22 protein-coding genes are annotated in these 22,553 nt (G+C 65.4%); 11 read left to right on the top strand and 11 right to left on the bottom strand.

Annotated features, from left to right (window positions below):
- Positions 1–77 precede the first annotated feature (77 nt).
- Positions 78–2,594 (bottom strand): sodium-translocating pyrophosphatase, encoded by a 2,517-nt coding sequence (locus tag G369_RS0105585; RefSeq protein ID WP_099047473.1) that lies wholly within the window; start codon positions 2,592–2,594, stop codon positions 78–80.
- Between the two features lie 254 nt (positions 2,595–2,848).
- Between G369_RS0105585 and ppa the strand changes: the two genes are divergently transcribed.
- A complete protein-coding gene (gene ppa / locus G369_RS0105580; protein ID WP_019652996.1) occupies positions 2,849–3,376 on the top strand; it encodes an inorganic diphosphatase in 528 nt (175 codons plus the stop codon).
- Positions 3,377–3,399: 23 nt separating this feature from the next.
- Here ppa and G369_RS37030 read toward each other — a convergent pair whose 3' ends face one another.
- From G369_RS37030 to G369_RS0105565, 3 genes are all read right to left on the bottom strand, one after another.
- Positions 3,400–4,041 (bottom strand): lysozyme inhibitor LprI family protein, encoded by a 642-nt coding sequence (locus tag G369_RS37030; RefSeq protein ID WP_019652995.1) that lies wholly within the window; start codon positions 4,039–4,041, stop codon positions 3,400–3,402.
- A gap of 97 nt (positions 4,042–4,138) precedes the next feature.
- A complete protein-coding gene (locus tag G369_RS0105570) occupies positions 4,139–4,891 on the bottom strand; it encodes a hypothetical protein (RefSeq protein ID WP_019652994.1) in 753 nt (250 codons plus the stop codon).
- A gap of 63 nt (positions 4,892–4,954) precedes the next feature.
- Positions 4,955–6,109, bottom strand: coding sequence for a GNAT family N-acetyltransferase (locus G369_RS0105565; RefSeq protein WP_020722960.1), 1,155 nt, complete (start codon positions 6,107–6,109; stop codon positions 4,955–4,957).
- Positions 6,110–6,128: 19 nt separating this feature from the next.
- Between G369_RS0105565 and G369_RS0105560 the strand changes: the two genes are divergently transcribed.
- Together G369_RS0105560 and G369_RS0105555 are read left to right on the top strand one after the other, a co-directional pair.
- On the top strand, positions 6,129–7,826 hold the full coding sequence (locus G369_RS0105560; protein WP_019652992.1) for an NAD+ synthase: 1,698 nt from the start codon (positions 6,129–6,131) through the stop codon (positions 7,824–7,826).
- Positions 7,823–8,161, top strand: a complete 339-nt coding sequence (locus G369_RS0105555; RefSeq protein ID WP_019652991.1) for a P-II family nitrogen regulator — start codon at positions 7,823–7,825, stop codon at positions 8,159–8,161. The genes G369_RS0105560 and G369_RS0105555 overlap by 4 nt, the downstream gene beginning before the upstream one ends.
- A 129-nt stretch (positions 8,162–8,290) precedes the next feature.
- Here G369_RS0105555 and G369_RS0105550 read toward each other — a convergent pair whose 3' ends face one another.
- From G369_RS0105550 to G369_RS0105525, 6 genes are read right to left on the bottom strand one after another with little or no spacing between them, the layout of a single operon-like run.
- Positions 8,291–8,881 carry an LOG family protein gene (locus G369_RS0105550; RefSeq protein WP_019652990.1) on the bottom strand — a complete coding sequence of 197 codons (591 nt, stop codon included), beginning with the start codon at positions 8,879–8,881 and terminating at the stop codon, positions 8,291–8,293.
- Between the two features lie 31 nt (positions 8,882–8,912).
- Positions 8,913–9,320 carry a diacylglycerol kinase gene (locus tag G369_RS0105545; protein ID WP_019652989.1) on the bottom strand — a complete coding sequence of 136 codons (408 nt, stop codon included), beginning with the start codon at positions 9,318–9,320 and terminating at the stop codon, positions 8,913–8,915.
- Entirely contained in the window at positions 9,317–9,883 is a 567-nt protein-coding gene (locus G369_RS0105540) for an RDD family protein (RefSeq protein WP_019652988.1), read from the bottom strand. Before G369_RS0105540 ends, G369_RS0105545 begins: the two co-directional genes overlap by 4 nt.
- A gap of 12 nt (positions 9,884–9,895) precedes the next feature.
- Positions 9,896–10,702 (bottom strand): DUF3106 domain-containing protein, encoded by an 807-nt coding sequence (locus G369_RS0105535; RefSeq protein WP_244164273.1) that lies wholly within the window; start codon positions 10,700–10,702, stop codon positions 9,896–9,898.
- Between the two features lie 57 nt (positions 10,703–10,759).
- On the bottom strand, positions 10,760–11,185 hold the full coding sequence (locus G369_RS0105530) for a DUF3619 family protein (protein WP_019652986.1): 426 nt from the start codon (positions 11,183–11,185) through the stop codon (positions 10,760–10,762).
- Positions 11,182–11,748 carry an RNA polymerase sigma factor gene (locus G369_RS0105525; protein ID WP_019652985.1) on the bottom strand — a complete coding sequence of 189 codons (567 nt, stop codon included), beginning with the start codon at positions 11,746–11,748 and terminating at the stop codon, positions 11,182–11,184. Before G369_RS0105525 ends, G369_RS0105530 begins: the two co-directional genes overlap by 4 nt.
- Positions 11,749–12,028: 280 nt before the next feature.
- Here G369_RS0105525 and G369_RS0105520 point away from each other — a divergent pair, with 280 nt between their 5' ends.
- From G369_RS0105520 to G369_RS0105485, 8 genes are all read left to right on the top strand, one after another.
- Positions 12,029–13,813 (top strand): acetolactate synthase 3 catalytic subunit, encoded by a 1,785-nt coding sequence (locus G369_RS0105520; RefSeq protein ID WP_019652984.1) that lies wholly within the window; start codon positions 12,029–12,031, stop codon positions 13,811–13,813.
- Between the two features lie 116 nt (positions 13,814–13,929).
- The gene (gene ilvN, locus G369_RS0105515) at positions 13,930–14,421 is read left to right on the top strand and encodes an acetolactate synthase small subunit (protein WP_007834236.1); all 492 of its coding nucleotides are present in this window, start codon (positions 13,930–13,932) and stop codon (positions 14,419–14,421) included.
- 53 nt (positions 14,422–14,474) lie between these two features.
- Entirely contained in the window at positions 14,475–14,735 is a 261-nt protein-coding gene (locus G369_RS0105510; protein ID WP_019652983.1) for a DUF4282 domain-containing protein, read from the top strand.
- 49 nt (positions 14,736–14,784) lie between these two features.
- The gene (ilvC, locus tag G369_RS0105505) at positions 14,785–15,801 is read left to right on the top strand and encodes a ketol-acid reductoisomerase (protein ID WP_019652982.1); all 1,017 of its coding nucleotides are present in this window, start codon (positions 14,785–14,787) and stop codon (positions 15,799–15,801) included.
- A 185-nt stretch (positions 15,802–15,986) separates the two neighbouring features.
- Complete coding sequence (gene pssA / locus G369_RS0105500; protein ID WP_019652981.1) at positions 15,987–16,811, top strand: CDP-diacylglycerol--serine O-phosphatidyltransferase; 825 nt, start codon at positions 15,987–15,989, stop codon at positions 16,809–16,811.
- A 186-nt stretch (positions 16,812–16,997) separates the two neighbouring features.
- Entirely contained in the window at positions 16,998–18,701 is a 1,704-nt protein-coding gene (gene leuA, locus G369_RS0105495; RefSeq protein ID WP_019652980.1) for a 2-isopropylmalate synthase, read from the top strand.
- A 59-nt stretch (positions 18,702–18,760) separates the two neighbouring features.
- The gene (locus tag G369_RS0105490; protein ID WP_019652979.1) at positions 18,761–20,299 is read left to right on the top strand and encodes a 2-isopropylmalate synthase; all 1,539 of its coding nucleotides are present in this window, start codon (positions 18,761–18,763) and stop codon (positions 20,297–20,299) included.
- Positions 20,300–20,416: 117 nt separating this feature from the next.
- Positions 20,417–21,625, top strand: a complete 1,209-nt coding sequence (locus tag G369_RS0105485; protein WP_019652978.1) for a serine hydrolase — start codon at positions 20,417–20,419, stop codon at positions 21,623–21,625.
- 88 nt (positions 21,626–21,713) lie between these two features.
- On the opposite strand, the gene G369_RS0105480 is transcribed toward G369_RS0105485, so the two are convergent.
- Positions 21,714–22,544 carry an IclR family transcriptional regulator gene (locus G369_RS0105480; protein ID WP_019652977.1) on the bottom strand — a complete coding sequence of 277 codons (831 nt, stop codon included), beginning with the start codon at positions 22,542–22,544 and terminating at the stop codon, positions 21,714–21,716.
- Positions 22,545–22,553 lie beyond the last annotated feature (9 nt).

Raw genomic sequence — 22,553 nt, 5'->3', positions numbered from 1 at the left:
CCGGGCCGCAGGTGTGGGGCCCGGCGAGGGGGCCGGCGTAGCGACGCGAACCGCGCGAAGCCCGGGGGAGCGTCATCTCATGACTTTACTTTGACTTCGACGCGGCGAGCCTCGGCAGGAGGCCCGTCGGCCTGCGACTGCTCCGGCTTGGCCAGCTCGATCTTGTCCTCGGGCGCACCGGCGGCCTTGAGCGCATCGCTCACGGCCATTGCGCGCTGCTTGGCGAGCTCGGCGTTCTTGGCCGGGTCGCCGCTGGCGTCGTGGTAGCCGCTCACGAGCACGGTGCTGCCGCTCTGCACGGCCTTGATGACGTCGGCCAGCGCCTCCTTGGCGTTGGGCGCCACCTCGGCGCTGGCAGTCGTGAAGTAGAACTTCACGACGCCGTTCTCCACCTTCACCGCGGCGGCTTCGGCTGCCGATACGGCACCCGATGCGACCGTGGCCGCGGGTGTCGATGGGGCCATGGCCGCCGGTGCAGTGGCGGCGGGCGGCGTCTCCACCTTCGCAGGTGCCGCCGCAGCCGCATCGCCCGCATGGAACTTCACCACCAGCGGCACGATGAGCAGTGCCACGATGTTGATGATCTTGATCAGCGGGTTCACCGCCGGTCCGGCCGTGTCCTTGTAGGGGTCGCCCACGGTGTCGCCGGTGACGGCGGCCTTGTGCGTCTCGCTGCCCTTGCCGCCGAAGTGGCCGTCCTCGATGTACTTCTTGGCGTTGTCCCAGGCGCCGCCGCCGGTGCACATGCTGATGGCGACGAACAGGCCCGTGACGATGGTGCCCATCAGCAGCCCGCCCAGCGCCTTCGGCCCGAGCACCAGGCCGACGATGATCGGCACCAGAACCGGCAGCAGCGAGGGGATCATCATTTCCTTGATGGCCGCGCCGGTCAGCATGCCCACGGCCTTGCCGTACTCGGGCTTGCCGGTGCCTTCCATGATGCCGGGGATGTCGCGGAACTGGCGGCGCACTTCCTCCACCACCGCGCCGGCTGCGCGGCCCACGGCCTCCATGGCCATCGCACCGAAGAGGTAGGGGATCAGGCCGCCGATGAACAGGCCCACGATCACCATCGGGTCGCTCAGGTTGAAGCTGATCGCCTGACCGAAGCTCTCCAGCTTGTGCGTGTAGTCGGCGAAGAGCACCAGCGAGGCCAGGCCTGCCGAGCCGATGGCGTAGCCCTTGGTCACGGCCTTGGTGGTGTTGCCGACCGCGTCGAGCGGGTCGGTCACGGCGCGCACGCTGTCGGGCAGTTCGCTCATCTCGGCGATGCCGCCGGCGTTGTCGGTGATGGGGCCGTAGGCGTCGAGCGCGACCACGATGCCGGCCATGCTCAGCATCGACGTGGCGGCCACCGCGATGCCGTAGAGGCCAGCCAGCGAGTAGGCCGCCAGGATCGCGATGCAAACGAAGATCACCGGCCAGGCTGTCGAGCGCATCGAAACGCCCAGGCCCGCGATGATGTTGGTGCCGTGGCCCGTGGTCGATGCCTGCGCGATGTGCCGAACGGGCTTGTACTGCGTGCCGGTGTAGTACTCGGTGATCCACACCAGCGCGGCCGTCAGCGCCAGACCGACGAAGCAGGCGCCGAACAGCTTGAGCTGGCTGCCGCTCGCGGCGATCGCGTTGTCGGGGATCAGCCAGCTGGTGACGAACCAGAAGGCGATCAGCGACAGGATGCCCGACACCGCCAGCCCCTTGTAGAGCGCCGGCATCACGTTGACCATGCCCGGCGACGCCTTCACGAAGAAGCAGCCGATGATCGACGCGATGATCGAGACCCCGCCCAGCGCCAGCGGGTAGAGCACCGCGTTGGTGGGCGCCGCCGCGACCATCAGCGCGCCCAGCACCATGGTGGCGATCAGCGTCACGGCATAGGTCTCGAACAGGTCGGCGGCCATGCCGGCGCAGTCGCCGACGTTGTCGCCCACGTTGTCGGCGATCACTGCGGGGTTGCGCGGATCGTCCTCGGGGATGCCGGCCTCCACCTTGCCCACCAGGTCGGCGCCGACGTCGGCGCCCTTGGTGAAGATGCCGCCGCCCAGCCGCGCGAAGATCGAGATCAGCGAGGAGCCGAAGGCGAAGCCGATCAGCGGGTTGAGCACCGCCGACAGGCTGTGCCCCGCGGCCGGAGTGCCGCTGCCGATCAGCACCCAGTAGAAGGCCGACACGCCCAGCAGGCCCAGCCCGACCACCAGCATGCCGGTGATGGCGCCGCCGCGGAACGCGACGTCGAGCGCCGGACCGATGCCGTGGGTAGCGGCCTGCGCGGTGCGCACGTTGGCGCGCACCGACACGTTCATGCCGATGAAGCCGCAGGCTCCGGAAAGCACCGCGCCCACGATGAAGCCGGCGGCGGTGGTGAGGTCGAGGAAGACGGCGATCAGGATGGCGAGCACGATGCCGACGACGGCGATGGTGCTGTACTGCTTGGCGAGGTAGGCCGAGGCGCCGGCCTGGATGGCCGCCGCGATCTCCTGCATGCGGGCGTTGCCCGCGTCCTTCGCCAGAATCCAACTTCGGGCCCAGAAACCGTAGGCCACGGCGACGAGACCGCAGACGATGGCCAGTATCAGGGGGGTGTTGCCGATCATGCTTTGCTTCTCCATTCGTTCGTTGTGACTAGTGGAGACGGACAGCACGGGCCCTTGCGTGCAACGCGTACGGGACCGTGATTTCCGCCGCGTTGCTTCCTCGAAGCTCGCTGCACCGGGGTGCGGAGCCGATTGGCCAACGGTTGCAATTTACAGGCAAAAACAGATGCGTGTGCGACCGGCCGGTGACACGGAAAGTAAACTCAGGGTTTGTCCCCGTCCCTCTCATACTTTTCAACTACTCGAAAAACGTCATGTCCTTCGACAAAGTTTCCCCCGGCAAGAACCTGCCCGACGCCTTCAACGTCGTGATCGAAATCCCGATGAACGCCGACCCGATCAAGTACGAGGTGGACAAGGAATCGGGCGCGATCTTCGTCGACCGCTTCATGACGACGGCCATGTACTACCCCGCCAACTACGGCTACGTGCCGCAGACCCTGTCGGGCGACGGCGACCCGGTCGACGTGCTGGTGATCGCGCCGTACCCGCTGCTGCCGGGCGTGGTGGTGCCGTGCCGCCCCCTGGGCATCCTGATGATGGAAGACGAAGCCGGCGTCGACGGCAAGGTGCTCGCCGTGCCCACCGACAAGGTGCTGCCGATCTACAGCCACTGGAAGTCGGTGGACGACGTGAACCCGATGCGCCTGAAGGCCATCAGCCACTTCTTCGAGCACTACAAGGACCTGGAAGCGGGCAAGTGGGTCAAGGTGCTGGGCTGGGAAGGCATCGACTCGGCCAGGAAGGAAATCATGGACGGCGTGGCCAACTACAAGAAGTAAGAAGCTGAAAGTAAAAAGCTCGCCTATTCGTTCTCGAAGGGCGAGCGCCGCGGGTCGCGCGCGAAGCTGCCGGCCAGCGCAGGTGCGCAGCCCGGCCCGTCGGAGACGGTGACGCGGTCGGTATCGAACTGGAGGGTGCGGGTGCAACGCCCGGACTCCTGCACCACGAGGCGCCGCTGCCCGTCGAGCACGTTCTTGCCCTGCAGCAGCATGTTCCCGCGCGAATCGGGGCAGATGTAGAGATCGATGCTCAGCGTGCCGCCCACCTCGGGCGTCACGTCGAGGAAGCGGCCGTCCCGCGGGCAGCGGCCCTCCACATAGCGGCCCATCCACTGGAGAAGAGGGTGGCTGAGATAGCTGATGCGCCGCTCGTAGTCCTGCTTCAGGCACTCCGTGTTCGCCTTGCATTCGCGATTGCGCACCGCGATCCAGTCGCGCTGATCCCGTTTCAGGATGGCAGGCCACTGGCCCGTGCCGGGCATCTCAGCCTGCCGCTTGTAGAGCGCGGCCATAGCTTCGTCCTGCCGCGAGAGTCCGGCGTCGGCACAGATCGCCTTCTCGGTGGCGTTGCCGGCCTTGGAGCAATCGAAGCTGGCGGCCGACGCCCAGGGCCCGGCTGCGATGAAGCAGAGTGCCGCGACGGCCCGGCGTGTGGATGTCTGCATGCTGGGGTTCTCTCCTCGAAGCCGATGCTAGGAGAGGGCGGACACGCCGTCGATGTGCCAAACGGACAAGGGCGCTATGCCCTTGGACAGAGAACGCTCAGCCCCGGACGGCGTCGCCGGCCAACTGCATCCATTCGCGATTGACCGAACGTGCGTGCGAGTTCCAGTGGCGCGCGGCCTGCTGGAACTCGTCCCACTGGCGTTGCGCGCCGGCGGCGTCGCCTTGCTGGGCGAGCCATGCGATGTAGCGGGCGCGGGCCTCGACGGTGTTGTAGCGGCTCAGCGCTTCCTCGAAGGCCTGGCGCGCCTCCGCCTGCTGGCCGTCGGCGGCGAGGGCGCGGGCGATAAGCACTGCCACTTCGTCCTTGCGGTAGTCGTCGCGCGTGGAGCGCAGCGTCTGCAGGGCCTGAAGGGCGTCGCGCCCGGCGGTGGCGCCACCCGCCGCGAGCAGGGCGCTGGCGAGGCCGAACTGCAGTTCCGGGTCGGAAGCCAGCGGGCCCTTCAGTGCGTCGCGGTAGTGGCCGACCGCGTCGGCGGCCTGGCCCCTGTCGAGCGCGGCCTTGGCGAGGCGCAGCTTGTTCTGTGCCGTGGGCGCGAGGTCGTAGGCCTCGGCGGCGGCGCGGTACTCACGCTCGGGGTCGATGAAGCCGATGGCCGCGTTCGCCACCTTGCCCGCGGTGCGTTGCATGCGCGAGGCCGGCAGGTACTCGACCACGAAGTACACGATGCTGCCGAGAAGCGGAAAGCTGAACAGGATCAGCAGCCAGTACATCTGCTTGCCGTGGCGCATCGCATGCACGGCAAAGAACAGCGCGATGAGGACGTGCAGGCCCAGTCCGATGAATGGCATCGAGTTCTTCCTCTCTGGATTGTTGTGGATGTCGGCGCTTTTATAGCAGCGCCGAATCGCAGCTCAACCTGACTTGAAGGGGCTGCGCTCTCCCAGATGGTCCATGTAGTTCTCGATGCCCGCCCCCTCGCGTTCTAGGAAGCGCTCCACTGCGTCGGCGAAGGACGGATGCGCCAGCCAGTGCGCGCTGGTGGTCTTTACCGGCATCAGCGCCCGCGCCATCTTGTGCTCGCCCTGGGCACCGCCCTCGAAGCGCTGCGCGCCGTGCTCGATGCACCAGGCCAGCGGCTGGTAGTAGCAGGCCTCGAAATGAAGGCAGTCGACGCGCTCCAGCGCGCCCCAGTAGCGACCGTAGGCCACCAGGGGGCTGTCGGGTTCCGTGGAGAGTGCGATCAGGCTGCTCGCCATGGGCTTGCCGTCGCGCTCGGCGACGAAGAGCAGCCAGGCCTCGGGCATCGTGTCGGCCATGCGCCGGAAGAAGTCGCGCGTGAGGTAGGGCGGGTTGCCGTGCTCGCGGTAGGTGCGTTCGTAGCAGCGGTAGAAGAAATCCCAGTCTGCCTTGCCGATGTCGGCGCCGCGCGACCAGCGAAAGCGCACCCCGGCGTCGGCCACCTTGCGGCGCTCCTGGCGGATCTTCTTGCGCTTGTCGTGGGAGAGGCTGGCGAGGAAGGCGTCGAAATCGGCGTATTGCGCGTTCGTCCAATGGAACTGCACCGTGTTGCGCAGCATGAGGCCCGCCTCGGTGCAGGCGGCGATGTCCGCGTCGGCGCCGAACAGCAGGTGCAGCGACGACAGTTCGAGCTGCTTGCACAGCGCGATCAGGCCCTGCACCAGCAAAGTGCGGCTCTCGGCATCGCGCGCCAGCAGCCGTGCACCGGGCACCGGCGTGAAAGGCACCGCCACCACCGCCTTCGGGTAGTAGACCAGCCCATGCTGCTCGTAGGCATTGGCCCAGGCCCAGTCGAAGACGTATTCGCCGTAGGAATGGTCCTTGACGTAGAGCGGGCACGCGGCCTGCAACTGCTCGCCCTGCCACAGCGTGACGAACTGCGGCAGCCAGCCGCTGTCGGGTGTGGCGCTGCGGCTGTCGGTCAGGGCCGAGAGGTATTCGTGGCGCATGAAGGGCGACGGCTCGGCCTGGGCGGCGAGCAGCGCGTTCCACGCTTCCGGGCTCACGTCCGACGGAGACGGCAGAACCCGAATGACATAATCGTTCAAGCCTTTTTCTTCCTTCTGTATGACGCTCAAGCTCGCCATCGCGCAACTCAATTTTGTGGTGGGCGACCTCGCCGGCAACGCGAAGAAGATCGTCGATGCCGCGCGCGAAGCCCATGGCCAGGGTGCGCGCCTCCTGCTGACGCCCGAACTCTCGATTGCCGGCTACGCTGCGGAGGACCTGTTCCTGCGCCCCGCCTTCACCGAAGCCTGTGATGATGCCGTGAAAGGCATCGCCGCCGCTCTGGCCGACCTCAAAGACATGGTCGTGGTGGTGGGGCATCCGACGGGCGGCAGCCTGCGCAGCCGCTCGGTGGCCGTGCAGATGCGCCATAACGCGGCCAGCGTCATCAAGGAAGGCCGCATCCTCGAGACCTACGCCAAGCGCGAACTGCCCAACTACCAGGTGTTCGACGAGCGCCGCTACTTCACGCCGGGGCAGGGCACCTGCGTGTTCGAGGTGGAGGGCGTCTCGGTCGGCCTGCTGATCTGCGAGGACGCCTGGTTCGACCAGCCGGCGGAACTCGCGCGCGATGGCGGCGCCGAGGTGCTGGCGGTGATCAACGCTTCGCCTTACCACGTGGGCAAGGAGGGCGAGCGCGTCGCGCGCATGGCCGACCGGGCGCGTGCGGTCGGGCTGCCGCTGGTCTACGCGCACCTGGTGGGCGGGCAGGACGAGGTGGTTTTCGACGGTGCTTCCTTCGCGCTGCAGGCCGACGGCGCCACCGCCATGCAGGCCGAGAGTTTCCGGGAGAAGCTGGTTTTCGTGCAGCTGGAGCGCAAGCCGCAGGGCGGCATCGGCTTCGTCGCGGAGCCGGGCGCCATCGCCCCCCCGCGCGACGCCGAGGCTCAGCTCTGGGATGCCCTGGTGCTCGGCGTGCGCGACTACATCGGCAAGAACGGGTTTCCGGGCGCCATCCTGGGGCTTTCGGGCGGCATCGACTCCGCCCTGGTGCTCGCGATCGCGGTCGATGCACTGGGCAAGGACAGGGTCCGAGCGGTGATGATGCCTTCGCCCTACACCGCCGACATTAGCTGGATCGATGCACGCGACATGGCCGGCCGCCTGGGTGTGCGCTACGACGAGATTTCCATCAGGCACACCTTCGAGTCCTTCAAGGGCGCGCTGGCGGAGGAGTTCAAGGGCCGGCCCGAGGACACGGCCGAGGAGAACATCCAGGCCCGCATCCGCGGCACGCTGCTGATGGGGCTGTCGAACAAGTTCGGCTCCATCGTGCTGACCACGGGCAACAAGAGCGAGATGGCCACCGGCTACTGCACGCTGTACGGCGACATGGCAGGGGGCTTCGCGGTCATCAAGGACCTGCTCAAGACCACTGTTTTCGCCCTGGCGCGCTGGCGCAATGCCCACGACCCGTACGGCACGGGTAGCGAGCCGATCCCCGAGCGGATCATCACGCGCCCCCCGAGCGCCGAGCTCCGGCCCGACCAGACCGACCAGGACAGCCTCCCGCCCTACGACATCCTCGACGGGATCCTGGCACGCTACATGCAGGACGACGAGGGAATCGACGAGATCATTTCGGCCGGCTACGAGCGCGCGGTGGTCGAGCGGGTCGCGCGGCTGATCAAGATCAACGAGTACAAGCGGCGCCAGGCGCCGGTAGGCATCCGGGTCACCCACCGAAGCTTCGGCAAGGATTGGCGTTACCCTATCACCAGCAAATTCAACGAAACCGCCGGAGCGCAAAAACCATGAAGCAGATCACCGCCATCGTCAAACCCTTCAAGCTCGAGGACGTGCGCGAGGCCTTGGCCGAAGTGGGCGTCACCGGCCTGACAGTGACCGAAGTCAAGGGCTTCGGTCGCCAGAAGGGGCACACCGAGCTCTACCGCGGCGCCGAATACGTCGTCGACTTCCTTCCCAAGATGAAGGTCGAAGTGGTCGTCAACGAGGCTGACGTGGAGCGCTGCATCGAAGCCATCGTCAATTCCGCGCGCACCGGAAAGATCGGCGACGGCAAGATCTTCGTGACCGCCGTGGAGCGCATCGTGCGCATCCGTACCGGCGAAGAGAACGAGAACGCTGTTTGATTGGTTCGCCCCCAGGCTGCGCGCGACTTCGTGTCGCTGCGCCAACCCCCTTCCGGGGGCAACACCTGAGGCCCGGCGGAGCCGGTTCCTCGGTGTTTCTGGATTGACTTCCCCCGGGGCTGTCCGAGGTCAGAGGTTTTCCGAGAGGCGGTCTCCGCGTGCGTGCAGCGGTACCTCGGCGCGCAGCGCCGTGAGCAGTTCGGTCACGTCCGTGCCGGTGCGGATTAGCTCCATCTGCCATTCGCCCATGAAGCCCTCGCGCACGCTGTGCGCCAGGAAGGCGAGCAGGCCGTCGTAGTAGCCGGCGGTGTTGAGGATGCCGGTGGGCTTGTCGTGGTAGCCGAGCTGGCGCCAGGTCCAGATCTCGAACAGTTCCTCGAAGGTGCCGATGCCGCCCGGCAGGGCGACGAAGGCGTCGGCGCGCTCGCCCATCATGGCCTTGCGCTCGTGCATGGTGTCGACCACGTGGAGTTCATCGCAAAGGGGGTTGGCCAGTTCCTTGTCGACCAGCGCCTTGGGGATGATGCCGACGACGCGGCCGCCGGCCTGGCGGGTGGCCTCGGCCACCGTGCCCATCAGGCCGGTTCGGCCACCGCCGTAGACAAGCTGGCCGCGATGCCGGCCGATCCATTGGCCGACGGCCTGGGCGGCTTGGGTGAATTCAGGGCGCTCGCCGGGGCGCGAGCCGCAGTACACACAGATCGAAAATTCGGGAGTCATCCCGCCATCATGCCGCAGCCGATGGACCGCCTCATGACATGAAGCGTTGCCACAGCGCCGCTGCCCAGATCCCTGCGCAAAGCGTCAGCGAAAGCAGCACGGCGGCGCTGCCCATGTCCTTGGCGCGCTTGGAGAGGTCGTGCCACTCGGGCCCGATGCGGTCGATGGCGGCCTCCACGGCGGTGTTGAGAAGCTCCACGATCATCACGAGCACGGCGCTGCCGGCGAGCAGCGCGACCTCGACCCAGCTGCGCCCCAGCCAGAAGGCTGCCGGGATCATCACGATCGACAGGATGGCTTCCTGGCGGAAGGCGGGCTCGCTCCAGCCGGCGCGCAGGCCGTGCAGGGATATCAGCGTGGCATGCCAGACGCGATCGAGGCCCTTGCGGGCCTTCTGCGGGTTGACGGCGGGATCGGGAAGCTTCGGCACGGCACTCATCGGCGGCTCATCGGTTTGGAGGTGATGAGCCGTGTACCGGCCCAGGCGTCATGCCAGAACTGGCGGTCGGGGTGAAAGCGTGCCAGAACGGCCCAGACGGCCACCCAGCCGAAGATCAGCACGGTCGACTCGCCGCCCGAGAGCTTGAAGGGCGCGATGGCGGCCAGCGGCGGCAGGAACCAGACCCAGCTCAGCAGGTAGCGCGCGAGCGCGCGGCGCTGGCTCACGGGCTGGCCGTGAATGTCGACGATGCGGATGTTCCAGGTCTTCATGGCGAGGGTCTGGCCCTTGGTCCAGAACCAGACGAAGTACACGCCGAATACCACGAAAAGAAAAGCCTGCAGGAGATGGCGCCGCGAATCCATCGCGTCGCGCATCTGGCCCAGCGTGCTGAAGAGCCAGCCCGAGACGAACACCACGGCAAAGAGCAGCATGCCCTCGTAGAGCCAGCAGGCCATGCGGCGCCAGAGGCCGGGCACTATCGAAACAGGAGCGCTGGGAGCAAGAGGGTTGGGCGAGGCGGGCTGATCGGAGCTCGAAGCTTCGGAGGGGCTGGAAACCATCGAGGCCTGCGCTCAGGGGGTGGAAGACGACGCTTGATCCGCTGCCGTCGATGGTGCCGGCACCTGGGCTTCGGCGGGAACAGGCTGCGCCGTGGCGCCGGAGGAGGCCGGAGCGGCTGGAGCGACGGAAACAGCCGGTGTCGCCGCGGCAGCCGCTGCGGGAGCGCGTTCCGGAGGCGAGGCGACCAGAACCGTCTCGGCCGGTGCAGGGGGAGGGGCGAGCAGGATCCGCGGCGAGTGTCCGGCGGGCGCAATGGGAGGCACCGGCACCAGCTTCTGGGAAGACACCGGTCGCACGGGAATTGCGGCGCCGCGCGGTTTGGCGGCGGCGCGCTCGGCCAGCTTGCGCTTTTCTTCCTCGCTCAGAGCCTGGTATTGCTCCCACTTGAGCTTGCGCTCATCGGCCGGAATGCGCTTCACCTCGGCGAAGTTCAGGCGGGCCTGGATGCGCTGCTGGTTGCTCAGGGCGGCCCATTCGATCATCCGGCTGTGGAGGGTGGACTGGTCCTCCGCCGACATGCTGCTGAAGTTGCGCGACAGCGCCAGCCATTTCTTCTTCTGACCGATGTTCAGCGTGTTCCAGTGCGAATTCAGCGGCTTCAGCGCCTGCTGCTGCTCGGCCGTGAGTTCGTTCCACAGCGGCTTCGTCGGGGCAACGGCCTTGGGGCTGCTCGCCGAAGCCGAAGTGCTCGAAGGCGGGTTCCCAGTCGCCTTGGAGGCGGTCTCGGAAGGAGGCTGGGCGCAGGCGAGCGTCAGGCCGAAGGCCGCGACAGCGAACGCGCCCGCCCAAATGAATGCGCCCGCCGGAAGCGGGCGCAACGGGCGGGGGCTGTTCAAGCTGGAAGAGGTGCGGCGTCGCATTCGATCGATGAAGGTTCAGTCGGAGGCGTTTTCGGCCTTGAGGAATTGGGCAAAACCGGGGTCGGTGTAGGCGGCGGGGGGGAGATCGCCTGTCAGCAGAGCGGAATCCACTTCGGCCAGTTCACTGGCGCGGTCCTCGTCCTGCATCACGCTGATGGTGATCAGGCCCGCAACGAGCGCTATCAGGGGCACCACCGATGCGATGCGAGTCCACCAGCTGCCGCCCATCGTGAGCGTGTTGCCCGAGCGCACCACCGCAGGCGCGGTCCTCAGTTGCGGGGCTTGCTTGCGCGCCGCCACGGCCTGCGCACGCGCCACGCGCAGCCGCTCGCCGATGTCGTGCGGCAGTTCCTGGTTGCCAGCCGAGAGGCGGGCTGCCAGACGCTGGCCGAACTGGTCTTCGGCAACGGTGTTGATCGAGGTTGGAACCTTAGTGTTCATAGCGATATTCCCTTGGCCTTGAGCGCCTTGCTCAGAGCGTGGACGGCTCGCGAGCAATGGGTTTTGACGCTGCCCTCGGAGCAGCCCATCGCAGCGGCCGTCTCTGCGACGTCCATTTCCTCCCAGTAACGCATCAGGAAAGCCTCGCGTTGACGGCCCGGCAAAGCTGCGATCTGCTCCTCGATCTCCTTGAAGATCTGGGCGCGGCGGGTGGTGTCTTCGGCGCTCTCCGCCTCCCTAGAGTCGGCGGGCGAGACGAAGTTCTCCAACAGATCGAAATCTCCGTCTTCGTCGACCGAATCGAAATCGCTGAGGTTGGAGAACAGGGCGCGCCGGGTTTTCTGGCGGCGGAACCAGTCGAGCGTGCAATTCGACAGGATGCGCTGGAACAGCATCGGCAGCTCGGCCGCGGGCTTGTCCCCGTAGTGCTGGGCCAGCTTCATCATGCTGTCCTGCACGATATCGAGGGCCGCTTCTTCATCCCGCACGTGGTAGACCGAGCGCTTGAAAGCGCGCCGTTCGACGCTTTTCAGGAAGTCGGAGAGTTCTTGTTCAGTGGCCAAGCGAGAGGGGGCGCGCAGGGCGCGCCGCGTGGGAATGGGGTCTAGCGATCGCTACGTTTATCGCCGCGGATTATGCCTTTGTAGCTTTACAAGGCAGCTGAAGCGAATATGAACGCCCGGAAATGTCATAATCCGCCTTGCAAGTCAAAAGGCAAACGGGTCACGGTCCGGCGGAACATCAGTCCGTCCATGGCTTTGGCCTCAAGTCCTGGCGCGACCTCACAAGGGTTGGCAAGGGGCACCCAAGGTATTTCGTTCCCGAAATAAACAAAGGTTGATCATGGAAATCTCCAAGGCGGAAATCGTCTCCGCAGCCGCTGCGTCCGCTGGCGCAGGCAATTCGACTCAAGAACTCATGGGCGCCGAAGTGCTGGTGAAGGCACTGCAGGCCGAAGGCGTCCAGTACGTCTGGGGCTACCCGGGCGGCGCGGTTCTCTATATCTACGACGCTTTCTACAAGCAGGACACCATCCAGCATGTGCTGGTGCGCCATGAACAGGCCGCCGTCCACGCTGCCGACGGCTACGCCCGTGCCACCGGTGAGGTCGGCGTGGCGCTTGTCACTTCCGGTCCCGGCCTGACCAATGCGGTCACCGGCATCGCGACGGCGTACATGGACTCGATCCCGATGGTGATCATCTCGGGCCAGGTGCCGACGGCAGCCATCGGCCTCGACGCCTTCCAGGAATGCGACACGGTCGGCATCACCCGCCCCATCGTCAAGCACAACTTCCTCGTCAAGGATCCCAAGGATCTGGCCATGACGATGAAGAAGGCCTTCCATATCGCGCGCAGCGGCCGTCCGGGCCCCGTGGTGGTGGACGTGCCCAAGGACGTCTCGTTCAAGAAGATTCCGTACGCGGGCTATCCCGACAAGGTCGAGATGCGCTCGTACAACCCGGTGCGCAAGGGCCATGGCGGGCAGATCCGCAAGGCGCTGCAACTGCTGCTGGCCGCCAAGCGCCCCTACATCTACACCGGCGGTGGCGTGCTGCTGGGCAACGCCTGCAACGAACTGCGCACGCTGGTCGACATGCTGGGCTATCCGGTCACCAACACGCTGATGGGCCTGGGCGCCTATCCGGCGAGCGACCGCAAGTTCCTGGGCATGCTGGGCATGCACGGCACCATCGAAGCCAACAACGCGATGCAGAACTGCGACGTGCTGCTGGCCGTGGGCGCGCGCTTCGACGACCGCGTGATCGGCAACCCCAAGCACTTCGCGCAGAACGAACGCAAGATCATCCACGTCGACATCGACCCTTCGAGCATCTCGAAGCGCGTGAAGGTCGACATCCCGATCGTCGGTGACGTGAAGGACGTGCTCACCGAGCTGATCTCGATGATCCGCGAGAGCACCACCAAGCCCGACGCTGGCGCATTGGCCGACTGGTGGAAGACGATCGAGGCATGGCGTTCGCGCGACTGCCTGAAGTACGACCGCGGCAACAAGGACGTGATCAAGCCGCAGTACGTGGTCGAGACCCTCTGGAACATGACCAAGGATACCGACACGTACATCACGTCGGACGTCGGCCAGCACCAGATGTGGGCCGCCCAGTACTACCGCTTCGACGAGCCGCGCCGCTGGATCAACTCCGGTGGCCTTGGCACCATGGGCGTGGGCATTCCCTATGCCATGGGCATCAAGCTCGCCAAGCCCGATTCGGAAGTGTTCACCATCACCGGCGAAGGCTCGGTGCAGATGTGCATCCAGGAACTCTCCACCTGCCTGCAGTACAACACGCCGATCAAGATCTGCTCGCTCAACAACCGCTACCTGGGCATGGTTCGCCAGTGGCAGGAGATCGAATACTCCGGCCGCTACAGCCACAGCTACATGGATGCGCTGCCCAACTTCGTGAAGCTCGCCGAGGCCTATGGCCACGTCGGCATGCTGATCGAGCGTCCACAAGACGTGGAACCGGCGCTGCGCGAGGCGCGCAAGCTCAAGGACCGCACGGTGTTCATGGACTTCCGTACCGATCCGACCGAGAACGTGTTCCCGATGGTGAAGGCCGGCATGGGCATCACCGAGATGCTGCTGGGTTCCGAAGATCTCTGACCGGATCGACGGAACGGACATTCGCTCAACTCTTTACTACTGACGAATCTATTGCCCGCCAAGCCCGCGCATTACCGTGCACGGGGGAGGGCGGCGAAAAGAGGAGTCACGCAAACATGAAACACATCATCGCAGTGCTGCTGGAAAACGAGCCGGGTGCTCTTTCCCGCGTGGTGGGCCTGTTCTCGGCCCGCGGCTACAACATCGAATCGCTCACGGTGGCGCCCACGGAGGACGCAAGCCTCTCGCGCATGACCATCGTCACCACCGGTTCGGACGACGTGATCGAGCAGATCACCAAGCACCTGAACCGGCTGATCGAGGTGGTGAAGGTCGTCGACCTCACCGAAGGCGCCTACACCGAGCGCGAGCTCATGATGGTGAAGGTGCGCGCGGTCGGCAAGGAACGCGAGGAGATGATGCGCATGGCGGAAATCTTCCGCGGCCGCATCATCGACGTGACCGACAAGAGCTACACCATCGAACTCACCGGCGACCACGGCAAGAACGACGCTTTCCTGGAAGCGATCGAGCGTAGCGCTATCCTCGAGACTGTCCGTACCGGTGCCAGTGGCATCGGGCGCGGCGAGCGCATCCTGCGCGTGTAGGAGGGTGAAGGCGCCCTCAGTTCATACGTTCATCCACACATGAGGCGAGAGTGATGCGAGGACTGCTTGGTTTCGACAGGATGGTGACCCCGGCGATCGTCCGGGTGCTCTATTTCCTCGGCCTGCTGGGCGTGGTCGTGCTGGCGGTGGCAGCGCTGTTGCAGCGCCAGTACCTGCCGGCCTTCACGGTCCTGATCTTCGGCACCATCGGCGTACGCATCTACAGCGAACTGCTCATCGTGCTGTTCCGCATCCACGACAGCCTCGTGTCCATCAACCAGCAGATGAAGGACCGGAATTCCTCCGGCCTTTGAGTGAAATGCATCCCGCACGGGTGCGAGAGATTTTTTAGGAGAGATTCAAATGAAGGTTTACTACGACAAGGACGCTGACCTGAGCCTCATCAAGGGCAAGACGGTTGCAATCATCGGCTACGGCTCGCAGGGCCATGCGCACGCGCAGAACCTGAACGACAGCGGTGTGAAGGTCGTGGTCGGCCTGCGCAAGGGCGGCGCTTCCTGGCCCAAGGTCGAGAAGGCCGGCCTGAAGGTCGCCGAAGTGGCCGAGGCCGTGAAGGCCGCCGACGTGGTCATGATCCTGCTGCCCGACGAGCAGATCGCCAACGTCTACAAGAACGACGTCGCCCCGAACATCAAGGAAGGCGCTTCGCTGGTCTTCGCGCACGGCTTCAACGTGCACTACGGCTTCGTGCAGCCGCGCGCCGACCTCGACGTGTGGATGGTCGCTCCCAAGGCCCCGGGCCACACCGTGCGCAGCACGTACACCCAGGGTGGCGGCGTGCCCCACCTCGTGGCCGTGCACCAGGACAAGACCGGCAAGGCGCGCGACCTCGCGCTGAGCTACGCCACTGCCAACGGCGGCGGCAAGGCCGGCATCATCGAGACCAACTTCCGCGAAGAAACCGAGACCGACCTGTTCGGCGAACAAGCGGTTCTGTGCGGCGGCACGGTCGAGCTGATCAAGGCCGGTTTCGAAACGCTGGTGGAGGCCGGCTACGCCCCCGAAATGGCGTACTTCGAGTGCCTGCACGAACTGAAGCTGATCGTCGACTTGATCTACGAAGGCGGCATCGCCAACATGAACTACTCGATCTCGAACAACGCCGAGTACGGCGAGTACGTCACCGGCCCGCGTGTCGTGACCGAAGAGACCAAGAAGGTCATGAAGCAGGTCCTGAAGGACATCCAGACCGGCGAATACGCCAAGAGCTTCGTGCTGGAAAACGCCGCTGGCGCTCCCACGCTGATCAGCCGCCGCCGCCTGAATGCAGAGCACCAGATCGAAGTCGTCGGCGAGAAGCTGCGCGCGATGATGCCCTGGATCAAGAAGAACAAGCTGGTCGACCAGACCCGCAACTGATCTGCCAGCCAGGAGGGCGCTTCGGCGCCCGTTTCCCGAGGGCCACCCGTTGCGGTGGCCCTTTTGTTTGAAAGGGGACGACGCGGGCCCCTGAACTACACTGCGAACCATGCGATTCACAGATCAAGATGCTATCGAATGGATAGCTACCCACGCAGCACGCACGAGGGATGGAGGCAAATTCGATGCATGACGACACGCTTCCCGACGATGTGCCGCCGCGCAAGCGCCGCAAAGGCATCTACATCCTGCCGAACCTGTTCACGCTGGCGGCGCTGTTCGGCGGCTTCTATTCGGTCGTGATGGCCATGAACGCGCGCTTCGACCTCGCGGCGCTCGGCGTGTTCGCGGCGATGATCCTCGACAGCCTCGACGGCCGCGTCGCGCGCATGACCAATACGCAGAGCGCGTTCGGCGAGCAGATGGATTCGCTGTCCGACATGGTGTCGTTCGGCGCAGCGCCGGCGCTCATCGCCTACGAGTGGTCGCTCAAGGGGCTGGGCCGCTGGGGCTGGATCGCTGCCTTCGTCTATTGCGCATGCGCGGCGCTGCGCCTCGCGCGCTTCAACGTCAACACCGGCGTGGTCGACAAGCGCTGGTTCCAGGGGCTGCCGTCACCTGCAGCTGCTGCGCTCGTTGCGGGCTTCATCTGGCTGGTGAACGAGTGGGGCAAGCGCGGTGGCGAGGTGCTGTATCTCTCGTGGACGCAGATCACGTGGGTCACCTTCGCGTTCACTCTGTACGCGGGCCTCACGATGGTCACCAATGCGCCGTTCTACAGCTTCAAGGACATCCAGATGAAGAAGAGCGTGCCTTTCGCGGTGATCGTGCTGATCGCGCTGGGCATCGCCGTCATCAACATCCACCCGCCGACGGTGCTGTTCGGCCTGTTCGTCGTCTACGGCCTGAGCGGCTATGTGGTCTATGCCTGGCGCAAGGCCAAGGGCCAGCAGGCCAGCGTGATCAGCACCTCGACGGAGGAGCCCGACGAACGGGGCTTGCATAACTGAGCGTGGCTTGTGCTACATTCGACACCCTCATGAACAAGATTTCGCTTCTGGCCCTACTAGCCCTCCCTCACGGGCGGAGACGGTAGCGCACGCGCAAATCCCTCATCACGGCCCGTTCGCACCAGCAACGGGCCGTTTGTTTTTTGGGGTTGCTGGTCGATTACCAACCATCACAGAGAAATCGACATGCTCAAGCAACCTCAAAGCAAGTACCGCGCATTCGCCCCGATCGGCCTCAAGGACCGTACCTGGCCCGATGCCGTGCTGACCAAGGCGCCGATCTGGCTGTCGACAGACCTGCGCGATGGCAACCAGGCCCTGGTCGAACCCATGGACATCGCGCGCAAGATGCGCATGTTCGAAACCCTCGTGGCCATCGGCTTCAAGGAGATCGAGGTCGGCTTCCCCTCGGCTTCTCAGATCGAATTCGACTTCGTGCGCAAGCTCATCGAGGAAGACCGCATTCCCGACGACGTGACGATCCAGGTGCTGACGCAGGCGCGCGACCACCTCATCGCCCGCACCTTCGAATCGCTGCAGGGCGCCCCGCGCGCGATCGTGCATCTCTACAACGCGGTTGCGCCCGTCATGCGCCGCGTGGTGCTCGGCATGGACGAGGACCAGATCGTCGAACTCGCCAGCAGCCACGCCCGCATGTTCAACGAGTTCGCTGCCAAGCAGCCGAACACGAAGTGGACCTTCCAATACTCGCCCGAGATGTTCTCGGGCACCGATGTCCACTTCTCCAAGCGCGTGGTCGACGCGGTGACCGAAGTCTGGGCGCCCACGCCCGAGCGCAAGTGCATCATCAACCTGCCCACCACGGTCGAGCACTCCACGCCGAACATCTTCGCCGACATGATCGAGTGGATGCACCGCAACCTCGCGCGCCGCGACTCCATCGTGCTGTGCGTGCATCCGCACAATGACCGTGGCACCGGCACGGCGGCGGGTGAACTGGCCTTGATGGCCGGCGCCGAGCGCATCGAAGGCTGCCTCTTCGGCAACGGCGAGCGCACCGGCAATCTCGACCTGGTGAACGTCGCGCTCAACCTCTATACCCAGGGCGTATCGCCGGAGCTCGACTTCTCGAACATCGACGAGATCCGCGCCACCGTCGAGCACTGCAACCAGATCCCGGTGCACCCGCGCCATCCGTACGTGGGCGACCTGGTCTACACCTCGTTCTCGGGCTCGCACCAGGACGCGATCAAGAAGGCCTTCGCGGCGCGCAAGGACGGCGACGTCTGGGAGATTCCGTACCTCCCGATCGACCCGAAGGACGTCGGCCGCAGCTACGAGGCGGTGATCCGCGTGAACAGCCAGTCGGGCAAGGGCGGCATGGCCTACCTCCTCGAGAGCGAGTACGGCATCGAGATGCCGCGCCGCCTGCAGATGGAGTTCATGCAGTCGGTGCAGCGCGTGATGGACGTGGCCGGCAAGGAGCTCACCGCGGCCGACCTCTGGCAGCTGTTCGTGCGCGAATACGGCATCGAGACCGCGCAGTCGCTGCCGCATCGCCTGATCGAGGAGAAGGGCGAGGGCGCAGAGGCTGCCGTGGCGATTCAGGCCGACGTGCAATGGGACGGCGAAGTCCGCGCCATCGAGGGCCGCGGCAACGGTCCCATCGACGCCTTCACGCAGGCGCTGAGCCAGGCCACGGGCCATTCCGTGCGCGTGATGGACTACCACCAGCATGCCATCGGCGCGGGTGCCGACGCGAAGTCGGTGGCCTACCTGGAGCTGCGCGTGGACGGCACGCACACGCTCTTCGGCGTGGGCGTGGACGCGAACGTGGTCACCGCTTCGCTGAAGGCGATCGTCTCGGGCGTGCAACGTGCGCGTACCCGGGGCGCGCACAGCGCACAATCGGTGGTTGAAGTCGCCTGACGCTGAAGCGCTGGTCCGGTCCGGACGCGCAGGAAAGGCGCGTACGAAGGAGAACCACGATGACCGACCAGCTGATCATTTTCGACACCACCCTGCGCGACGGCGAGCAATCGCCGGGCGCCTCGATGACGCGCGACGAGAAGATGCGCATCGCCAAGCTGCTGGAGCGGCTGAAGGTCGACGTCATCGAGGCGGGCTTTCCGGCCAGCTCGAACGGTGACTTCGAGGCGGTGAAGGCGATCGCCAACACGATCAAGGATTCGACGGTGTGCGGCCTCTCGCGCGCCAACGACCGCGACATCGGCCGAGCAGCCGAGGCCCTCAAGGGCGCGGCCCGCGGGCGGATCCACACCTTCATCGCCACCTCGCCGCTTCACATGGAAAAGAAGCTGCGCATGTCGCCCGAGGAGGTGCATGAACAGGCGAGACTGGCGGTGCGCTTCGCGCGCAACCAGATCGGCGACGTGGAATTCAGCCCCGAGGACGGCTATCGCAGCGACCCCGACTTCCTGTGCCGCGTGCTCGAAACCGTGATCGCCGAAGGCGCCACCACCATCAACGTGCCCGACACCGTCGGCTACGCCATCCCCGAGCTCTACGGCAACTTCATCAAGATGCTGCGTGAGCGCATTCCCAACAGCGACAAGGCGATCTGGTCGGTGCACTGCCACAACGACCTGGGCATGGCCGTGGCCAACTCGCTGGCCGGCGTGAAGATCGGCGGCGCGCGCCAGGTGGAGTGCACCATCAATGGCCTGGGCGAGCGCGCGGGCAACTGCTCGCTCGAGGAGGTCGTCATGGCGGTGAAGACCCGCAAGGACTACTTCGGGCTCGACCTGCGCATCGACACCCAGCACATCGTGGCCGCCAGCCGCATGGTCAGCCAGACCACCGGCTTCGTGGTGCAGCCCAACAAGGCGGTGGTGGGCGCCAACGCCTTCGCGCATGCCTCGGGCATCCACCAGGACGGCGTGCTGAAGGCGCGCGACACCTACGAGATCATGCGTGCGGAAGACGTGGGCTGGACCGCCAACAAGATCGTGCTGGGCAAGCTCAGCGGCCGCAACGCCTTCAAGCAGCGCCTGCAGGAGCTGGGCGTGGCCATGGACAGCGAAGGCGAGATCAACGCTGCCTTCCTGCGCTTCAAGGAACTGGCCGATCGGAAGTCCGAGATTTTCGACGAGGACATCCTCGCGCTCGTCAGCGCGGAGGAGGTGTCGAACGTTGGTGAGCAGTTTGCTTTCGTCTCTCTCTCCCAGCACAGCGAAACCGGCGAGCGCCCCCAGGCGAAAATCGTGTTCACCGTCCAGGGCAAGGAAGTCACCGGCGAATCCGACGGGAATGGCCCGGTTGATGCTTCCCTGAAGGCCATCGAGTCGCATGTCAAGAGTGGTGCCGAGATGGTTCTTTACTCTGTAAACGCCATCAGCGGCTCGACGGAAAGCCAGGGAGAAGTTACAGTCCGGTTACAAAACGCAGGGCGGGTAGTCAACGGTGTGGGTGCAGATCCGGACATCGTTGTCGCTTCGGCTAAGGCTTATTTGAGTGCGCTCAACAAGTTACAGAGCCAAGCTGAGAGAGTTGCGGCACAAGGTTAGGTTGTCGGGCGATCCTTGTTATTCGAATGAAGAAGAGGATGCAAGTAACTGATATTGCGTGTCTTTTTTGATTTCGATACACTGCGGTCCTCGTTTGTCGCCGCTGGAGATTTATTAATGCCTGAAGCCCGCCTAAGCCGAGTTTCCAGCCAGCGGTTCCTGCCCGCTTTCAAAGCCATCGCCGTCGCGCTCTGCGCCACGGCGTTTTTGCTGCCTGGCGCCCAGGCAGCAAAGAAGGAAAAGCCCGCCGCCAAGACCGCCGTCGCCGCCAAGAAGGCGAAGGGGCCTGTGCCCGTCGAAGTCAAGCGCAGCGCCGCTTCCTCGAAGACCGCCGTCGTCGCCAAGCGCGGCGGCCGTGCCGAAAAGGCCGAACGCGCCGAGAAGGTGGTTCGCGGCGGCCGCAACGTCGTCGCCACCATCCACAAGAAGAACGGCAAGACCGTGGTGGCCGTGCAGCGCCGCTCGGTGGTACGCGTCGTGGAGGCTCCGCGCCAATCCTTCGGCCAGATGGCCGGCCTGCATGGAACCGAAGATGCGCTCGACCTGAAGTCGAGCGTTGCGCTGGTCATCGACCAGGACACCCACGAAGTTCTGCTCAGCAAGAACGACCACGCCGTGCTGCCGATCGCGTCGCTCACCAAGCTCATGACCGGCCTGCTCATCAGCGAGGCCCATCTGCCGAACGACGAACTCATCACCATCACCCAGGACGACGTCGACACCGAGAAGCGCAGCAGCTCGCGTCTGACCGTCGGTACCACGCTCTCGCGCGGCGAACTGCTGCACCTGGCGCTGATGTCGAGCGAGAACCGTGCAGCGCACGCGCTCGGCCGCACCTATCCGGGTGGCCTGGCGACCTTCGTGAGCATCATGAACGCCAAGGCCAAGATGCTCGGCATGAAGGACACGCGCTACGTGGAGCCCACCGGCCTGTCGAGCCGCAACCAGTCGAGCGCGCAAGACCTGGCTCTGCTGGTCAACGCCGCCTACGCCGATGCCACCGTGCGTTCGCTGTCGACCTCGCCCGAGTACCAGGTCGAAGTCGGCAACCGCGTGCTGCAGTTCAATACCACCAACCGTCTCGTGAAGAGCCCCGATTGGGAAATCGGCGTGCAGAAGACCGGCTACATCTCCGAAGCCGGCCAATGCCTCGTGATGCAGGCCCGGGTTGCCGGCCGCAAGCTGATCATGGTGTTCCTGGATTCGGCCGGCAAGTTCAGCCGCATTGCCGATGCGGAGCGCGTGCGCCGCTGGGTGGAAGCCACGCATGCGGTCGGTTCGCCGGCGGCCTCGTCGCGCAACGCTGCATACCAGGTGGCTGGCTGATCAGGCAGATCCTGTCCCCAACGAAAAACAGGCCCTGCGAGGGCCTGTTTTGTTTTTGGCGGGCGGCGCGGCTGCTGCCGGTGCCAGGTCAAGCACCAGCGGAAGGTGAGGAGCTTGCGGAAGGCGAGGGCGTGGCCGACATGCCTTCCTTGAACCCCAGCGCGCCCGAGATCTCGTTGGCCGTGGCCTGCAGCTTGGGCAGCCAGCCTTCGTCCAACCTGTCGGCTGGCGCCGAGATCGACAAGCCGGCCACCAGCTTGCCCTGGTCGTCATAGATGCCTGCAGCCATGCATCGCACCCCCAGTTCCAGCTCTTCGTTGTCGCGGGCGATGCCGTACTGGCGCGCCTTCGACAGTTCGCGCTCCAGCGCGGGCAGCTGGGTGATGCTGTTGCGGGTGTGGCCAGCCAGCCCGGTGCGCGTGGCGTAGCTGCGCACCCGCTGCGGGTCGTCGGCTGCCAGGAACAGCTTGCCGGTCGAGGTCAGGTGCAGGGCGGCGCGGCCGCCAATGGCGCGCACCACCTGCATGCCGGAGCGCTCGCTGTAGGAGCGCTCGATGTAGACGATCTCGTCGCCCTGGCGCATGCTGAGGTTGACGGGCTGCTGCGTCAGCTTGTGCAGCTCGCGCATCGGGCCCAGGGCTGCGTCGCGTACGTTGAGCCGGCCCTTGACCAGGTTGCCGAGCTCCAGCAGGCGCATGCCGAGCCGGTAGCTGCCTGCTTCGGGGCGGTCGACGAAGCGGCCGACGGCCAGGTCGTTGAGGATGCGGTGCGTGGTCGACGGGTGGAGCCCTGTCTTTTCGCTGATCTCCTTCAGCGAAATCGCGTCCTCGCGGGAGGCCAGGACGTCGATCAGCGCGAACATGCGCTCGATCACCTGGATCACGGGAACGGCGGGAATGTCGGATTGGTTTTTTCTCATGGCGCTCTG

The sequence above is a fragment of the Variovorax atrisoli 110B genome (assembly GCF_000382045.1).
Classification (GTDB): Bacteria; Pseudomonadota; Gammaproteobacteria; order Burkholderiales; family Burkholderiaceae_C; genus Variovorax; species Variovorax atrisoli.
The sequence above is the reverse complement of the archived record's forward strand: the minus strand, read 5'-3'. Positions and strand labels throughout refer to the sequence as shown.

Excerpts from the sequence above, each read along its gene's own strand:
- G369_RS0105585 (WP_099047473.1), bottom strand. The coding sequence starts at position 2,594 with ATGATCGGCAACACCCCCCTGATACTGGCCATCGTCTGCGGTCTCGTC.
- ppa (WP_019652996.1), top strand. The coding sequence starts at position 2,849 with ATGTCCTTCGACAAAGTTTCCCCCGGCAAGAACCTGCCCGACGCCTTC.
- G369_RS37030 (WP_019652995.1), bottom strand. The coding sequence starts at position 4,041 with ATGCAGACATCCACACGCCGGGCCGTCGCGGCACTCTGCTTCATCGCA.
- G369_RS0105570 (WP_019652994.1), bottom strand. The coding sequence starts at position 4,891 with ATGCCATTCATCGGACTGGGCCTGCACGTCCTCATCGCGCTGTTCTTT.
- G369_RS0105560 (WP_019652992.1), top strand. The coding sequence starts at position 6,129 with ATGACGCTCAAGCTCGCCATCGCGCAACTCAATTTTGTGGTGGGCGAC.
- G369_RS0105555 (WP_019652991.1), top strand. The coding sequence starts at position 7,823 with ATGAAGCAGATCACCGCCATCGTCAAACCCTTCAAGCTCGAGGACGTG.
- G369_RS0105550 (WP_019652990.1), bottom strand. The coding sequence starts at position 8,881 with ATGACTCCCGAATTTTCGATCTGTGTGTACTGCGGCTCGCGCCCCGGC.
- G369_RS0105545 (WP_019652989.1), bottom strand. The coding sequence starts at position 9,320 with ATGAGTGCCGTGCCGAAGCTTCCCGATCCCGCCGTCAACCCGCAGAAG.
- G369_RS0105540 (WP_019652988.1), bottom strand. The coding sequence starts at position 9,883 with ATGGTTTCCAGCCCCTCCGAAGCTTCGAGCTCCGATCAGCCCGCCTCG.
- G369_RS0105530 (WP_019652986.1), bottom strand. The coding sequence starts at position 11,185 with ATGAACACTAAGGTTCCAACCTCGATCAACACCGTTGCCGAAGACCAG.
- G369_RS0105520 (WP_019652984.1), top strand. The coding sequence starts at position 12,029 with ATGGAAATCTCCAAGGCGGAAATCGTCTCCGCAGCCGCTGCGTCCGCT.
- ilvN (WP_007834236.1), top strand. The coding sequence starts at position 13,930 with ATGAAACACATCATCGCAGTGCTGCTGGAAAACGAGCCGGGTGCTCTT.
- G369_RS0105510 (WP_019652983.1), top strand. The coding sequence starts at position 14,475 with ATGCGAGGACTGCTTGGTTTCGACAGGATGGTGACCCCGGCGATCGTC.
- ilvC (WP_019652982.1), top strand. The coding sequence starts at position 14,785 with ATGAAGGTTTACTACGACAAGGACGCTGACCTGAGCCTCATCAAGGGC.
- pssA (WP_019652981.1), top strand. The coding sequence starts at position 15,987 with ATGCATGACGACACGCTTCCCGACGATGTGCCGCCGCGCAAGCGCCGC.
- leuA (WP_019652980.1), top strand. The coding sequence starts at position 16,998 with ATGCTCAAGCAACCTCAAAGCAAGTACCGCGCATTCGCCCCGATCGGC.
- G369_RS0105490 (WP_019652979.1), top strand. The coding sequence starts at position 18,761 with ATGACCGACCAGCTGATCATTTTCGACACCACCCTGCGCGACGGCGAG.
- G369_RS0105485 (WP_019652978.1), top strand. The coding sequence starts at position 20,417 with ATGCCTGAAGCCCGCCTAAGCCGAGTTTCCAGCCAGCGGTTCCTGCCC.
- G369_RS0105480 (WP_019652977.1), bottom strand. The coding sequence starts at position 22,544 with ATGAGAAAAAACCAATCCGACATTCCCGCCGTTCCCGTGATCCAGGTG.